Source organism: Sinomonas halotolerans (genome assembly GCF_039615075.1).
In the GTDB taxonomy this organism is placed as follows: Bacteria; Actinomycetota; Actinomycetes; order Actinomycetales; family Micrococcaceae; genus Sinomonas; species Sinomonas halotolerans.
Window position 1 is genome coordinate 23,953 of sequence record NZ_JBDFRB010000009.1, and the last position, 14,495, is coordinate 38,447.

Consider the following 14,495-nt stretch of genomic DNA (forward strand, 5'->3'; position numbering starts at 1 on the left):
CGTGAGCATCGAAGTCAACAACGAGTCCGGAGTCCAGGTCGACGCCGAGGAGCTCGTCCGCCTCGCCCGGTTCGTCTTCGACCGTCTGTGGCTGCACCCCCAGACCGAGCTGTCCATCCTGCTCGTCGACGAGGACGCCATGGAGCGGCTCCACCTCGAGCTCATGGACGAGCCGGGCCCCACCGACGTCCTCTCCGTCCCGATGGACGAGCTCACGCCCGGGATGCCGGGACGTCCCACGCCCCAGGGCATGCTCGGCGACATCGCGGTGTGCCCGCAGGTCGCCTCCGAGCAGGCGGCCCGCGGTGGGCACTCGGTCGAGGACGAGATGCTCCTGCTCACGACCCACGGCATCCTCCACCTCCTCGGGTTCGACCATGCGGAGCCCGAGGAGCGCGAGGAGATGTTCGGGATGCAGCGCGAACTCCTGACCGAGTTCCTCGGCCGGCCCGCCCCCAGCGAGACGGTGGCGTGACCACCGTCCTGCTCATCACGCTCGCGCTCGTCTTCGTCACGCTCGCCGGGTTCCTCGCGGCCGCCGAGGCCGCCTTCGCCTTCCTTCCACGGCACGACGCCGAGGAGCGGATCGAGACGGGCACGGCGCCTGCCCTCGCCCGCGTGGTCGAGGACCCTGTCCCGCACCTCCAGGCCCTGCGCTTCTGGCGCATCTGGTTCGAGACGGCGGGCGCTGTCGCGGTCGCCGTGCTCGCGCACAGCTGGCTCGGCAACGTGTGGCTTGCCGGCCTCACGGCCACTGCCGCCATGGCCCTCGTCGGGTTCCTCCTCGTCGGAGTGTCGCCGAGGCAGCTCGGACGGTTGCACGCCCTGCCCATCGCCTCGGCCGCTGCTCCGCTCGTGCGCGCCCTCCGCCTCGTCCTCGGACCCATCCCGGCGTGGCTGGTCTCCCTCGGCAGCTCGGCCAGCGGCGCCGACCCGCGCCACGAGGACGCGACCTACAGCGCCACCGAGCTGCGCGAGTTCGTGGAGCGCGCGAGCGACGCCGAGGACTTCGAGGACGAGAAGGCCGAGCTCCTGCAGTCCGTGTTCGAGCTCGGCGAGACGCTCGTGCGAGCCGTGATGGTGCCGCGCACGGACATCGTCGCGATCGAGTCCGGCTCCACGGCCGCCCAGGCGATGTCGCTCTTCCTGCGCTCGGGCTGCTCCCGTGTGCCGGTCTTCGGCGAGAGCCTCGATGACGTGCGGGGCGTCCTCTACCTCAAGGACGTCGCTGCACACCTCCACCGGTCGCCGGCCCGGGAGGGCGGCTACGGCCAGGCGGCGGCGACCGCCGTCGACCTCCTCGCACGCGAGCCCCGGTTCGTGCCCGAGTCCAAGCCGGTCGACGACCTCCTCACCGAGCTCCAGCGCGAGTCGATCCACCTCGCGATCGTCGTGGACGAGTACGGCGGCACGGCGGGGCTCGTGACCCTTGAGGACCTCATCGAGGAGCTCGTGGGCGAGATCGTCGACGAGTACGACGTCGATGCCGCAGAGGCGGTGCTCCTCGAGCCCGGCCGGTTCCGCATCGCCGCCCGGATGAGCCTCGACGACCTCGGCGAGCTCTTCGGCGTCGACCTCGAGGATGACGAGGTCGAGACCGTCGGCGGGCTCCTCGCGAAGGGCCTGGGCCGCGTCCCCATCGTCGGGAGCACGGCGGACATCCACGGGATCCGGCTCACGGCCGAGCGGATCGAGGGCCGGCGCAACCGCATCAGCCACATCCTGGCCGAACGCGCCCCCGAGCCCGCATCCACCCCAGCACCCCACGACGCCGAGCAAGCTCCCGTTGCCCGAGAAGCAGAGGACCACCATGGCTGAAACCCACCGCATGAATGCCGGCCAGACGGCCGAGGACTACCGGGCGGGATTCGCTGTGCTGGTCGGCCGCCCCAACGCCGGGAAGTCGACCCTCACGAATGCGCTTGTCGGCCAGAAGGTCGCGATCACGTCCGCGAAGCCGCAGACCACGCGGCACACCATCCGCGGGATCGTGCACCGCGAGGACGGACAGCTGATCCTCGTGGACACCCCTGGCCTGCACCGGCCGCGGACCCTCCTCGGCCAGCGGCTCAACGACCTCGTGGCCGACACGCTCTCTGAAGTCGACGCGATCGGCTTCTGCCTTCCGGCGAACGAGCGCATCGGCCCGGGGGACCGTTTCATCGCGAACCAGCTCGCCGCCGTCGGCCGCAAACCGATCGTGGCGATCGTGACGAAGGCCGACCTCGTGGACCGCGCCCAACTCGCTGAGCAGCTGCTCGCCGTCGATGCACTGGGCCGTGAGGTCCTCGGAGGCGAGGGGTGGACTGCGCTCGTCCCCGTGTCGGCCAAGGACGGCTATCAGGTCAGGACCGTCCAGGACGTGCTCATCTCCCACATGCCGCCCTCGCCGCCGCTGTACCCGGACGGCGAGCTCACGGACGAGCCCGAAGCGGTCATGGTGGCCGAGCTCATCCGCGAGGCCGCGCTCGAGGGCGTCCGCGACGAGCTCCCGCACTCCCTGGCCGTGGTGGTCGAGGAGATCCTGCCGCGCGAAGGCCGCACTGAGGACAACCCCCTGCTGGACGTGCGCGTGCACCTCTTCGTCGAGCGGCCGTCCCAGAAGGCGATCATCATCGGCAAGGGCGGTTCCCGCCTGCGCGAGGTCGGCACCACCGCCCGGCGGGGGATCGAGGCGCTCCTCGGCACTCGCGTCTACCTCGACCTCCACGTCAAGGTGGCCAAGGACTGGCAGCGCGACCCCAAGCAGCTCGGCCGCCTCGGCTTCTAGAGCCCCGAGGTCCTGGATGGAAGCGCGTTCACAGCAGGTATTCAGGGCCGGCCGGTACGATGTACTGACCCCTGAAACCGTAGGAAGGCCTCTCCGTGGCTCGACGTCCTGACGCCGCACTGGCCCACCGGGCCGGTGCGCACCACGCCCCCCTCGGCGCAGGACCCACACCGCGGCATCTCAGCACCGGCGCGCGGCACCGGGCCCTGCGCATCGCCGCCGTCGTCGTGGCAGTCGCCCTGGTCGGTGTCCTCGTGCTGGCCGGCTACTGGTTCCTGCGCCTGCAGACCAACCTGCGCCAGGCGCCGCTGTCCGCGGGCACCGGGACGGCCGATGCCTCGAGCGACGCGACCGACCGCCTGCAGATCCTCATCGTCGGCACGGACACGCGCGACGGTGCGAACTCCGCGTACGGCACGGCGGAGGACAGCGCGGGGACGGGCAACGCGGACGTCATGATCCTCATGGACATCCCTGAGGACAACCAGCGCATCACCATGGTGAGCTTCCCGCGCGACCTCATGGTGCCGATCCCCGCGTGCGAGGACTCCGAGACGGGGGTCAAGCACAACGCGGTGCCGGTGGGCCAGCTCAACTCCTCGATGTCCCTCGCAGGCCCCGGCTGCACCGTCGATGCGCTCAACAGCATCACGGGCCTGACGATCGACCACTTCCTCATCGCGGACTTCAACGCCGTGAAGGAACTGTCCAACACGATCGGCGGCGTCCAGGTGTGCGTCAACGCGGATATCGACGACAGCTACTCCGGGCTCAAGCTGCGCGCGGGCCAGAACACGATCAAGGGCGAGCAGGCCCTGGCGTTCCTGCGCAGCCGCCACGGCGTGGGCGACGGCAGCGACCTCTCCCGGATCAAGAGCCAGCAGACCTTCCTGGCGTCCCTGGCCCGCAAGGTCCGTTCCGACGGCACCCTCGGGAATGTCCCCAAGATGCTCGGCATCGCGGACACCATCACGCGCAACCTCACGGTGGACAGCCCCCTCGCGAACCCCCAGTCGCTGCTCACGATCGGCAACCGCCTCAAGGACGTCGACCTCGCGAAGGTAGCCTTCGTGACCGTCCCGATCGAGGAGTACCCTGCAGACCCCGCGAGGGTCCAGCTCAAGGAACCCGATGCGGAGGGGCTCTTCCAGGCCCTGCGGGACGGACGCGACCTCACTGCGCCGGACGCGCCGGCGCCCACGTCCACCCCCTCGGCGACCCCCCCGCCGAGCGGCGCCCCTGCGCCGACGGCCCCGAGCACGCGGGCCTACGACGCCTCGACCCAGCCGGTGGCGGTCGCCGACGGGACCGGCGCCGTGGGACGGGGGAAGCAGCTCCTCGAGTACCTCGCCAAGGACGGGTTCGCGTCGGCCACGCTCTTCGACGCCGAGCCCGCTGCCGCGACCACCGTCTACTACAGCGTGGGCTTCGAGGACGTCGCGGCAGACATCGCGGCACGCTTCAAGCTGCCCGCAGCGCAGGTCCAGCCCTCCACTGCCATCTACGGCGTGCAGCTCTACGCCGGCGCGGACTTCACGAGCGGTGACAGGTTCGTGGCGAAGGTCCCCAAGGACGTCGTGGCACAGACCGCCGCAGAGAAGACGTGCCAGTCGGCCTACGGCTACTGAGCCCAACCGGTGGAGCGGGCCGCCAGGAGGCGGCCCGCTCCGACGCCCGGGTCACCAGATGGTGACCCGCTCCTCGGGCTCGAGCCACATCGCGTCCCCGGGCTGTACCCCGAACGCGGCGTGGTAGGCGTCGAGGTTCTTCACGATCGCGTTGGTGCGGAACTCGTTGGGGGAGTGCGGGTCGATCGAGAGCCTGCGGACGGTCTCCTCGGGCCGGCACACCTGCCGCCAGACGGTGGCCCATGAGATGAAGAAGCGCTGCGCCCCGCTCAGCCCCTCGATCACGGGCGCCTCCCCGCCCCCGAGGCTCAGCTCGTAGGCCTTGTAGGCGATGCCGAGCCCGCCGAGGTCCCCGATGTTCTCGCCCAGGGTCAGCCGCCCGTTCACTGTGTGGCCCGGAGCCTCGGCCGGTGAGAGGGAGCCGAACTGGTCCACGAGCCGGGCGGTCAGGGCCTCGAACGCGCCGCGGTCCTCGTCGGTCCACCAGTTCCGCAGGGCGCCGCTGCCGTCGAACTGCGAACCCTGGTCGTCGAAGCCGTGCCCGATCTCGTGGCCGATCACCGCGGCGATGCCGCCGTAGTTGACCGCCGGGTCCGCGTCCGGGTGGAAGAACGGCTCCTGCAGGATCGCGGCGGGGAACACGATCTCGTTCATGAGCGGGTGGTAGTAGGCGTTGACCGTCTGGGGCGTCATGAGCCACTTGACCCGGTCCACGGGCTTGCCGATCTCGTCGAGGAGCCGGTCCAGCTCGCCGGCGTGGGCCCGGTGGACGTTGCCCAGAAGGTCGCCGTCCTCGATGTCCACGGCGGAGAAGTCGATCCACTCGTCCGGATAGCCGATCTTGGGACGGAACGCAGCGAGCTTCTCAAGGGCTCGTTCGCGGGTCTCCTGGCCCATCCACGGCAGCACCGAGATGCTCTCCCGGTACGCTTCGACGACGTTGTCCACGAGCTCCTGCATCTCGTGCTTGTGGGCGGCGGGGAAGTGCCGGTCCACATAGAGGCGCCCCACCGCCATCCCGAGGCCTGCCTCGACGGCGGCGACGCCACGCTTCCAGCGCTCCCGGTTCTGGGGCGTGCCGGAGAGCACGGTGCCGTAGAACGCGAAGTGGCGGTCCACGAATGCCGATGACAGGTACGGGCACGCCGCGCCCAGGAGGTGCCCGGTGAGCCACAGCTTCCAGGACCGCAGCGGCACTTCCTCGAGGAGTGCGGCGATCCCGGCGAGGTAGTCGGGGTTTCCGACGACGAGCTCGGCCCAGGCGTCCGACCCCACCCCGGTCTCGCGCGCCCAGAGCGGGAAGTGGGCAAAGGCCTCGGCGGCCTGGTCCCCGGTGCGCAGGTTGTAGGTCTTCTGGGGGTCCCGCAGGCTCACGCGGTCCCAGTGCAGCGACGCGATGCGCCGCTCGAGTGCCAGCACGTCGTCGGCGTCCTGCGCCGCGGTGGTGGACCCGAGCAGGGCGAACATGTCCTCCAGGTACTCGGTGTACGCCGTGACAGTCTCGGCGAACTTGTCCTCGCGGTAGTACGACTCGTCGGGTAGGCCGAGGCCGCTCTGGGACACGTAGAGCAGGACCCTCTCGGGGTCGCCCGCGTCCGGCGCCGCGTAGAAGCCGAGGAGGCCGTCAACGCCGGCCCTGCCGAGCCGCGCGGAGGCCGCGACGAGCGACTCGACGTCCGTGACGGCGTCGACCGCATCCAGGAGCGGGCGGAGGGGGCCGGCGCCGAGCCGCTCTGCCTCCTCGGCGTCCATGAAGGAACGGTAGAACGCGCCGATCTTCGCCTCGTCGGTGCCCGGCGGATGCTGGCCGGCTGCGAGCTCCTCGATGAGCTCGCGCACATCTGCCTCGGAGCGGTCGCGGAGCTGGACGAACGTCCCCACGAGTGCGCGGTCGTCGGGGATGGAGGTGGACGCGAGCCACCCGCCGTTGACGTGGCGGTACAGGTCGTCCTGGGGCCGGACGTCCTCGTCGAAGTACTCGCGGTCGACGCCGGACGGCGCGCTCGGGCTGGTCATGGTGCCTCCTGGGGTCGGTCGCTTCATCTTAGGCAGCGGCCGCGCCTGGAGGGCAGGAGGCCGTGCGCGTGGTGCTATCGTGGCCGTGTGCCGAACGCGCTGCTTCTTCTTAGCTGCCGTGGCGGGGCCAACTAGTCGCTGATCCAGCGAGGCCGGACCCCCGCCGCGGAGTCCTCACGTGCCCCGGCTGCCGTGGATCCCAGCGACGAAGAAAGGCCTACAGTAAAACCATGCGCAACGCTCAGAAGCCCTCGGGCATGCCCGTCCACCGCTATGTACCGTTCCACGAGCAGATCACCGTCGAACTGCCCGACCGGACGTGGCCCGACAAGCGGATCGAGAAGGCCCCGCGATGGTGCGCCGTGGACCTCCGCGACGGCAACCAGGCACTCATCGACCCCATGAGCCCGGCCCGCAAGCTGAAGATGTTCAAGCTCCTCGTCTCCATGGGCTACAAGGAGATCGAGGTCGGGTTCCCCTCCGCCTCCCAGACCGACTTCGACTTCGTGCGCCAGCTCATCGAGGGCGGCCACATCCCCGACGACGTCACGATCCAGGTGCTGACCCAGGCGCGCGAGCACCTGATCGAGCGCACCTACGAGGCGATCGCCGGCGCGAAGCAGGCGATCGTCCACCTCTACAACTCCACGTCGGTGCTCCAGCGCCGCGTCGTGTTCAACCAGGACGAGGACGGGATCCTGGACATCGCCGTCCAGGGCGCCCTCCTGTGCAAGAAGTACGAGGAGACGGTCCCGGACACGCACATCACCTACGAGTACTCGCCCGAGTCCTTCACGGGGACGGAGCTCGAGTACGCGGCCCGGGTGTGCAACAAGGTGGCCGAGATCTTCGAAGCCTCGGCGGACAGCCAGGTCATCATCAACCTGCCGGCCACGGTCGAGATGGCCACGCCGAACGTGTACGCGGACTCGATCGAGTGGATGAGCCGCCACCTGCACCCGCGCGAGGGCATCATCCTCTCGCTCCACCCGCACAACGACCGCGGCACGGGCGTCGCCGCCGCCGAGCTCGGCTACCTGGCCGGAGCGGACCGGATCGAGGGCTGCCTCTTCGGCAATGGCGAGCGCACGGGCAACGTGGACCTCGTGACCCTCGGGCTGAACCTCTTCGTCCAGGGCATCGACCCGATGATCGACTTCTCGGACATCGACGAGGTGCGCCGGACGGTCGAGTACTGCAACCAGCTGCCCGTGGGGGAGCGCGTCCCGTACGGCGGCGACCTCGTCTTCACGGCGTTCTCCGGCTCCCACCAGGACGCGATCAAGAAGGGCTTCGAGGCCCTCGAGCGTGATGCCGCGGCCGCCGGAAAGGCCGTCGAGGAGTTCACGTGGCAGGTCCCGTACCTGCCCGTGGACCCGAAGGACCTCGGCCGCACCTACGAGGCCGTCATCCGCGTCAACTCCCAGTCGGGCAAGGGCGGCGTGGCGTACCTGCTCAAGAACGAGCACCACCTCGACCTGCCGCGGCGCGCGCAGATCGAATTCTCGGGCGTCATCCAGCGCCGCACCGACACGGTGGGCGGAGAGGTCAGCGCCGCGGAGCTGTGGCGCATCTTCAGCGACGAGTACCTGCCGTCCGCCTCGGGCGACGGCAGCGCGCCGTGGGGGAAGTTCGCGCTCTCCTCGGTGAACACCGAGACGGCCGAGGACGGCACGATGACGCTGCATGCGACCCTGCGCATCGACGGCTCGCAGGTGCGCCGGACCGGCACGGGCAACGGCCCCATCGCGGCGCTGTTGGACATCCTCTCTGCCGAGGGCGTGGACGTGCGGGTCCTCGACTACAGCGAGCATGCGCTCTCCGAGGGCGGCAACGCCCGCGCCGCCGCGTACGTCGAGTGCGCGGTGGGCGACCGCGTGCTGTGGGGCGTGGGCATCGACTCCAACACGTCGATGTCCTCGCTCAAGGCCGTCATCTCGGCGGTCAACCGGGCACTGCGGGACGCCGCCGCGGTCTGACGGCCGGCACGGACGACGGCGGCAGGCACCGCGCGTGCGCGGGTCGCCCGCCGCCGTCGTCCGCTCCGTGGGAGAATGGCCCGATGGCCGAGTCGACGTTCGCCGCGCGCAGCTACCGGGATGACGGGGTGGTCCTGCGCACCCACAAGCTGGGGGAAGCGGACCGGATCGTCGTGATCCTCACCAAGCACCACGGGCTCGTCCGGGCGGTGGCCCGCGGCGTCCGCCGCACGGGAAGCAGATTCGGGTCCCGGCTCGAACCGTTCATGGTCACGGACGTCCAGCTCGTGCACGGCCGATCCCTGGACGTCGTGGGGCAGGCCGCCGCGAGGGCCGGCTACGGGGCCGCCATCGCAGCAGACTACTCGCGCTACACCGTGGCGGCCGCGATGGCGGAGACCGCTGAGCGGCTCACCGCCTCGGACGGGGACGGCGCCACCTCCCAGTACCAGCTCCTCGTCGGGGCCCTGGCCGCGCTGAGCAGGGGCGCCCATGCGCCGGGTCTCATCCTCGACTCGTACATGCTGCGGGCCCTTGCCACGGCCGGATGGGCACCGTCCTTCACCGACTGCGCCCGGTGCGGCGAGCCGGGCCCGCACGGTGCGTTCAGCGCTGCGCTCGGCGGGATCGTCTGCACGGCATGCCGGCCCCCCGGCTCCCCGGCGCCCGCGCCGGAGACGGTGAGCCTCCTTGCGGCGCTCCTGGCCGGGGACTGGGCCGCTGCCGACGCATCGGAGGCAGTCCATCGCCGGGAGGCGGCGGGGCTCGTCGCCGCCTACGCCCAATGGCATCTCGAGCGTGCGGTGGGGTCCCTGCGGCTCGTCGAGCGCGAGCCCACAGACCTGTGAGTGCGGCATTGGCGCTCTCGGGCAGGCTCTCTCCTCGACCACGGTCCCTCCCAGCCTGGGGCCAGTCCCTTCCAGCCAGCGCCCAGTTCCCCCCAGACCACTCCCGGACGGTGACCACCACGTGATGACTCCCCGAAAGCCCAGCCAGCCTGCCGCCGTCGTGCGCCCCTTCCCGCACCCGAGCGGTGCGACGGCACCGGCGATCCCCGCCGAGTTCGTGCCGCGGCACGTGGCCATCGTCATGGACGGCAACGGCCGCTGGGCCAACGAGCGCGGCCTGCCGCGGATCGAGGGCCACAAGGCAGGGGAGCCTGCGCTCCTCGACGTGGTGGCCGGCGCGATCGAGCTCGGCATCGAGTACGTGTCCGTCTACGCGTTCTCGACCGAGAACTGGAAGCGTTCGCCCGAGGAGGTCCGCTTCCTCATGGGCTTCAACAAGGAGGTGCTGCGGCGCCAGCGCGACACCCTGGGCTCGTGGGGCGTGCGGATCCGCTGGGCGGGACGGCGTCCGCGCCTGTGGGGGTCGGTCATCCGCGAGCTCGAGGACGCCGAGCAGCTCACGCGCTCCAACACCGTGTGCCACCTGACGATGTGCGTGAACTACGGCGGGCGTGCCGAGATCGCCGACGCCGCGGCCGCCATCGCTCGCGACGTGGCGGACGGGCGGCTGAGCCCGCGTGCGGTGAACGAGAAGACCGTGCAGCGCTACCTCGACGAGCCTGACCTGCCCGATGTGGACCTGTTCCTGCGCAGCTCGGGGGAGCAGCGCCTGAGCAACTTCCTGCTGTGGCAGTCCGCGTACGCCGAGATGGTGTTCATGGACACGCTCTGGCCGGACGTGGACCGGCGCACGCTGTGGGAGGCGGTCGAGGTCTACGCGCGCCGCGACCGCAGGTACGGCGGCGCTGTGGACCGCGCCCCCGCCATCTGAGGCCCAAGCGCTCTCGACTGGGGCTCAGACCCCTTCGAGCCACTGAGCGAGCCGCGCGTAGGCCTCGCGGCGCACGCCGGGCGCGGAGAGCAGCACGTCGTGCAGGCCGCCCTCGATCCGCGCCACCTCGAGCCGGCGGCACAGCGCCCCGGCAGCGAGCAGCATCGGTCCCACCGGGAGCACAGCGTCGGTGCGCCGCATCCGCTCACGCCAGAAGAGGCCCAGGTCCGAGGAGGCGGAGGCGAGCAGGAGCGTCGGGACCTCGATGGCCGGCCCGGCACGCAGCGATCGCTGGGCCTCGAGGACTCCGTGGAGCCAGCCCACTCGCACGGGGAACGCGTGCCTGGGGCGGAGCGCCGCGTCCAGGTCCCATTCGCCGCCGGCCTCGCGGGCGACCGCGCGCCAGTAGTGGCCGCGCGGAGGCAAGGGGATGGGCGCCTCGGGCCGGGTCCGGGCGGCGCGGCCGAGGACGCCCTCGAGGACGCGCGCCGGGCGGTCCCCGAGGTGGGGCACGAGCCACGGGCTGCTCAGGACCAGCCCGGCCAGTGCGCCCGGCTCCCGCTGGGCGAACAGGGCCGCGGCGAGGCCTCCGGCCGAGTGGCCCATGAGCACGGGCTCAACGCCGGACGCCTCGGATGCCGCCTGGACGGCGGCGCCCACGCTCTCGAGGTAGTGCCCCGAGGAGCCGACGAACCCGGGAGTTCCGGGCCCGGCGAGACTGCGGCCGTGGCCTGGGAGGTCGAGGGCGTACAGCGGGCGGCCCCGCGAGGAGGAGAAGCGGGCCAGCTCTGCATTGAAGAAGTAGTCGCTCCAGCCGTGGACGTAGACGAGAGGGGCGTGCGGGGGCGCCTCTGGGTCCGCCGGGCCGGCCGGCATGTGGCGGACGAGGACGCCGAGCGGCCCGTGGGACCCGTCGCCCAGCGCCCGCGCCTCGAATCCGGGGCCGAGGAAGTCGGGCGCCCAGTCCTGCTGCCCCATGCATGCGAGGCTACGCCCCGGAGGGAGTGCAGCGCATTTGGGAACGGGGCGGCGTGGCGCGAAACTGGGGTCATGCGCTTCTACCCCCTCTTCTTCCGGGCCGCCTTCTCGTGGATGGACGCCGAACGCGCCCACCGCCTCGGTTTCGGCGCCATCCGAGCGGTCCACGCCTGCGGGCTCGGCCGTGTCCTGGAGCGCTTCACCGCGCCGGCCCCCTCGCTGCGCACCGAGGCGTTCGGCCTCGCGTTCCCGTCGCCGTTCGGCCTCGCGGCCGGGTTCGACAAGGAGGGGAAGGGCATCGAGGCGCTCGTCGAGCTCGGCTTCGGGCACGTCGAGGTCGGCACCATCACTGGCCGCCCCCAGCCCGGCAACCCGGCCCCTCGGCTCTTCCGCCTCGTCGAGGACCGCGCGGTCGTCAACCGGATGGGCTTCAACAACGACGGCGCCGAGGCCGTCGCACCCCGGATCGCCGCGGCCCGCGCTGCCCTCCAGGAGCGCTACGGGGACCGCCGCCCCGTCATCGGGGTCAACATCGGAAAGACCAAGGCTGTCGAGCTCGAGGACGCCGTGGATGACTACCGCTTCAGCACGCGGCTGCTCGCGCCGGTGGCGGACTACCTCGTGGTCAATGTGAGCTCTCCCAACACGCCCGGCCTCCGGCTCCTCCAGAGCGTCGAGTCCCTGCGGCCGCTGCTGACCGCCGTGCGCGAGGAGTCCGAGCGCGCTGCGGGCCGCCGCGTCCCGCTGCTGGTCAAGATCGCGCCGGACCTGAGTGATGAGGACGTCGACGATGTCGCGCGGCTCGCGCTGGAGACGGGCCTCGAGGGCATCATCGCGACCAACACGACCATCGGGCGCGACGGACTCGCCAGCCCGGCAGGGAAGGTCGAGGCGGCCGGCGCCGGCGGCCTCTCCGGCGCCCCGCTCAAGGAGCGCTCGCTCGCGGTGCTCCGCCGGCTCAGGGCGGCGGTGGGGGACGGGCTCGTCCTCGTCGCCGTCGGCGGCGTCGAGACCGCCGACGACGTGCGGGAGCGCCTCGACGCCGGCGCATCGCTCGTGCAGGGCTACACGGCGTTCCTCTACGAGGGGCCGTTCTGGGCCGCGCACGTCAATCGGGGCCTCGCGCGCACCATGGCGGCCACGGTCGCCTGAGCAGGCCCGCGCACAGCGGGCGGAAGACGACGACGGCGCGGCACCCGGGTGGGTGCCGCGCCGTCGTGCTTGGCGGTCCGGAGGAGGCCGACTCAGGCCGGGTACTCCCGACTCAGGCCGGGGTACTCCCGCTCAGGCCGGGTACTGGCCGCGCTTGACCTGCGGCTTGGGGAGGCGCAGCGGGCGGAACTGCAGGGCACGCATGCTCCCGTACCACACGGTGCCGCGCTCGACCTCGCCGAACTTCGCCACGAGGCGCTTCTTCAGCTGGCGGGAGAGCCAGAACGTGTCCGCGAAGACGAGCAGGAACACGCCCCAGAACGCCGTGAGGATGTACACCTGCGCCGTGCTGTCCTGCGGCACGACGAACGAGGCGATGACGAAGACGAGGGCCGCGAACATGAGGTACTCGCCGAGGTTGAAGCGGGCGTCCACCACGTCGCGGGCGAAGCGCTTCTGCGGGCCGCGGTCGCGCCACGGGAGATTGCGCTCGTCGCCGGTCTCGAGGGCGCGGCGCACGCGCAGGCGCTCTTCTGCGGCCGCCTGGCGCTCGGCCGCCTTCGAGGCCTTGCGGTCAGTGGGCACGAGAGGCCTGCGCCGTGCCGCCTCCTGGTCCTTGCGGCGGGGGGTCGGGGCGCCCTTGCCCCCTCGGGGGGCCGCCTCCGATTCCGCGGGCATGACGGGCTTCTCGGCGGGGGTCTCGTTCTTGCGTCCAAACACCACCTCAGGATACCGGCCGCGGGGCAGGCATTGAGCCGGGCCACGGCCCCGCGTAGTGTGAAGTTATGTTTTCACAGTCTGCCCAGCCCGCCGTCGCCGAGGGCGCCGTCACCGCCCTGCGGGACGCCGTCGGCCGCCGCTTCCCCGAGACCCTCGCCGAGCTCGCCGCCCTCGTCGCCGTGCCCGGCATCGCCTGGCCGTCCTTCCCGGCGGAGCAGCTCGAGCGCAGCGCGGAGGCGGTCCTCGGCCTCGTGCGCGCCGCGGGCTTCGACGACGCCGAGATCCTCCGTGCCCCGAAGCCGGACGGCACGCCCGGCGGACCGGCCGTCGTCGCCCACCGTGCGCCCGCCCCAGGACAGCCGACAGTCCTGCTCTACGCACACCACGATGTCCAGCCGCCGGGGGAGCGGGACCTGTGGGAATCGGAACCGTTCGTGGCGACCGAGCGCGACGGGCGGCTCTACGGACGCGGCGCGGCAGACGACAAGGCAGGGATCCTCGTGCACCTCGCAGCCTGCCGGGCACTCGCCGAGGCCTCGCCCGGGCAGGGCGGGGTGGGCATCACCCTCTTCATCGAAGGCGAGGAGGAGGCGGGCTCGCCCAGCTTCCGCTCGTTCCTCGAGGCCTACCGCGACCGTCTGGCTGCGGACGTGATCGTCGTCGCGGACTCGAGCAACTGGGCCGTGGGAAAGCCCGCCGTGACGACGAGCCTGCGGGGCCTCGTGGACGGCACGTTCGAGGTCGGCGTGCTCGCCCACGCGGTGCACTCGGGCGTCTTCGGAGGCCCCGTCCTCGACGCGCCCACGCTCCTCGCCCGGCTCATCGCGACGCTGCACGACGACGAGGGGAACGTCGCCGTCGCCGGGCTCGTCGCGGGGGACGATCCCGAGGTCGACTATCCGGAGGAGCAGTACCGGCGCGACGCTTCGGTGCTCGACGGCGTGGCCCTCGCCGGGAGCGGGAGCATCGCCGCCCGGCTGTGGACCCGGCCCGCGCTCTCGATCATCGGCATCGACGTGCCGGCGGTCGCGGTGGCATCGAACACGGTCCAGCCGGCGGCGAGGGCCAAGTTCAGCCTGCGCCTCGCGCCCGGCCAGGACCCGGCCGCCGCTCTGGAGGCGGTGCGCCGCCACCTCGAGGAGCACGTGCCCTTCGGTGCGCACCTGCGCTTCACACCGGGGGAGACGGGGAGCGCGTTCCTCGCGGACACCTCGACCGAGGCGGCCCGAACGCTCCACTGGGCGCTCTCCGCAGCCTGGGGGACGGACGCGGTGGACATGGGCATGGGCGGCTCCATTCCCTTCATCGCGGACCTCACGGAGGTCTTCCCCGACGCGGACGTGCTCATCACCGGCGTCGAGGACCCCGACTCGCGGGCCCACAGCGCCAACGAGTCGCTGCATGTGGGCGATTTCGAGAAGTGCATCCTCGCCGAGGCTCTGCTGCTCGCCGGGCTCCGGCGGTAGGCGGCGT

Annotated in this window: 12 protein-coding genes; 9 read left to right on the top strand and 3 right to left on the bottom strand. The window is 71.7% G+C overall.

Annotated features, from left to right (window positions below):
- The first annotated feature begins 1 nt into the window (after position 1).
- The 4 genes from ybeY (at position 2) to ABCQ75_RS11045 (ending at position 4,398) form a co-directional block, all read left to right on the top strand.
- A complete protein-coding gene (gene ybeY, locus ABCQ75_RS11030; RefSeq protein WP_345885423.1) occupies positions 2-475 on the top strand; it encodes an rRNA maturation RNase YbeY in 474 nt (157 codons plus the stop codon).
- Positions 472-1,818 carry a hemolysin family protein gene (locus ABCQ75_RS11035; protein WP_345885424.1) on the top strand — a complete coding sequence of 449 codons (1,347 nt, stop codon included), beginning with the start codon at positions 472-474 and terminating at the stop codon, positions 1,816-1,818. Before ybeY ends, ABCQ75_RS11035 begins: the two co-directional genes overlap by 4 nt.
- The gene (gene era, locus ABCQ75_RS11040; RefSeq protein ID WP_345885425.1) at positions 1,811-2,770 is read left to right on the top strand and encodes a GTPase Era; all 960 of its coding nucleotides are present in this window, start codon (positions 1,811-1,813) and stop codon (positions 2,768-2,770) included. The genes ABCQ75_RS11035 and era overlap by 8 nt, the downstream gene beginning before the upstream one ends.
- Before the next feature lie 95 nt (positions 2,771-2,865).
- On the top strand, positions 2,866-4,398 hold the full coding sequence (locus tag ABCQ75_RS11045) for an LCP family protein (protein ID WP_345885426.1): 1,533 nt from the start codon (positions 2,866-2,868) through the stop codon (positions 4,396-4,398).
- Between the two features lie 51 nt (positions 4,399-4,449).
- Here the strand turns inward: ABCQ75_RS11045 and ABCQ75_RS11050 are convergent, their stop codons facing one another.
- A complete protein-coding gene (locus ABCQ75_RS11050) occupies positions 4,450-6,414 on the bottom strand; it encodes a M13 family metallopeptidase (RefSeq protein WP_345885427.1) in 1,965 nt (654 codons plus the stop codon).
- A gap of 230 nt (positions 6,415-6,644) precedes the next feature.
- Between ABCQ75_RS11050 and leuA the strand changes: the two genes are divergently transcribed.
- From leuA to ABCQ75_RS11065, 3 genes are all read left to right on the top strand, one after another.
- Positions 6,645-8,393, top strand: a complete 1,749-nt coding sequence (leuA, locus tag ABCQ75_RS11055) for a 2-isopropylmalate synthase (protein WP_345885428.1) — start codon at positions 6,645-6,647, stop codon at positions 8,391-8,393.
- Between the two features lie 83 nt (positions 8,394-8,476).
- A complete protein-coding gene (gene recO, locus ABCQ75_RS11060) occupies positions 8,477-9,241 on the top strand; it encodes a DNA repair protein RecO (protein ID WP_345885429.1) in 765 nt (254 codons plus the stop codon).
- Between the two features lie 124 nt (positions 9,242-9,365).
- Positions 9,366-10,172 (top strand): isoprenyl transferase, encoded by an 807-nt coding sequence (locus ABCQ75_RS11065; protein WP_345885430.1) that lies wholly within the window; start codon positions 9,366-9,368, stop codon positions 10,170-10,172.
- Between the two features lie 24 nt (positions 10,173-10,196).
- On the opposite strand, the gene ABCQ75_RS11070 is transcribed toward ABCQ75_RS11065, so the two are convergent.
- Positions 10,197-11,150: an alpha/beta hydrolase gene (locus ABCQ75_RS11070; protein ID WP_345885431.1), complete on the bottom strand. Its 954-nt coding sequence runs from the start codon at positions 11,148-11,150 to the stop codon at positions 10,197-10,199.
- A 72-nt stretch (positions 11,151-11,222) separates the two neighbouring features.
- On the opposite strand from ABCQ75_RS11070, the gene ABCQ75_RS11075 reads away from it, so the two are divergent.
- The gene (locus ABCQ75_RS11075; RefSeq protein ID WP_345885432.1) at positions 11,223-12,302 is read left to right on the top strand and encodes a quinone-dependent dihydroorotate dehydrogenase; all 1,080 of its coding nucleotides are present in this window, start codon (positions 11,223-11,225) and stop codon (positions 12,300-12,302) included.
- Between the two features lie 132 nt (positions 12,303-12,434).
- Here ABCQ75_RS11075 and ABCQ75_RS11080 read toward each other — a convergent pair whose 3' ends face one another.
- On the bottom strand, positions 12,435-13,022 hold the full coding sequence (locus tag ABCQ75_RS11080; protein WP_345885433.1) for a DUF3043 domain-containing protein: 588 nt from the start codon (positions 13,020-13,022) through the stop codon (positions 12,435-12,437).
- Between the two features lie 65 nt (positions 13,023-13,087).
- Between ABCQ75_RS11080 and ABCQ75_RS11085 the strand changes: the two genes are divergently transcribed.
- A complete protein-coding gene (locus ABCQ75_RS11085) occupies positions 13,088-14,488 on the top strand; it encodes a dipeptidase (RefSeq protein WP_345885434.1) in 1,401 nt (466 codons plus the stop codon).
- The last annotated feature ends 7 nt before the right edge of the window (positions 14,489-14,495 follow it).

Bases quoted from the DNA above. Each gene is read 5' to 3' on its own strand.
- era (WP_345885425.1), top strand. From the start codon at position 1,811: ATGGCTGAAACCCACCGCATGAATGCCGGCCAGACGGCCGAGGACTAC.
- ABCQ75_RS11050 (WP_345885427.1), bottom strand. From the start codon at position 6,414: ATGACCAGCCCGAGCGCGCCGTCCGGCGTCGACCGCGAGTACTTCGAC.
- leuA (WP_345885428.1), top strand. From the start codon at position 6,645: ATGCGCAACGCTCAGAAGCCCTCGGGCATGCCCGTCCACCGCTATGTA.
- recO (WP_345885429.1), top strand. From the start codon at position 8,477: ATGGCCGAGTCGACGTTCGCCGCGCGCAGCTACCGGGATGACGGGGTG.
- ABCQ75_RS11065 (WP_345885430.1), top strand. From the start codon at position 9,366: ATGACTCCCCGAAAGCCCAGCCAGCCTGCCGCCGTCGTGCGCCCCTTC.
- ABCQ75_RS11070 (WP_345885431.1), bottom strand. From the start codon at position 11,150: ATGGGGCAGCAGGACTGGGCGCCCGACTTCCTCGGCCCCGGATTCGAG.
- ABCQ75_RS11075 (WP_345885432.1), top strand. From the start codon at position 11,223: ATGCGCTTCTACCCCCTCTTCTTCCGGGCCGCCTTCTCGTGGATGGAC.
- ABCQ75_RS11085 (WP_345885434.1), top strand. From the start codon at position 13,088: ATGTTTTCACAGTCTGCCCAGCCCGCCGTCGCCGAGGGCGCCGTCACC.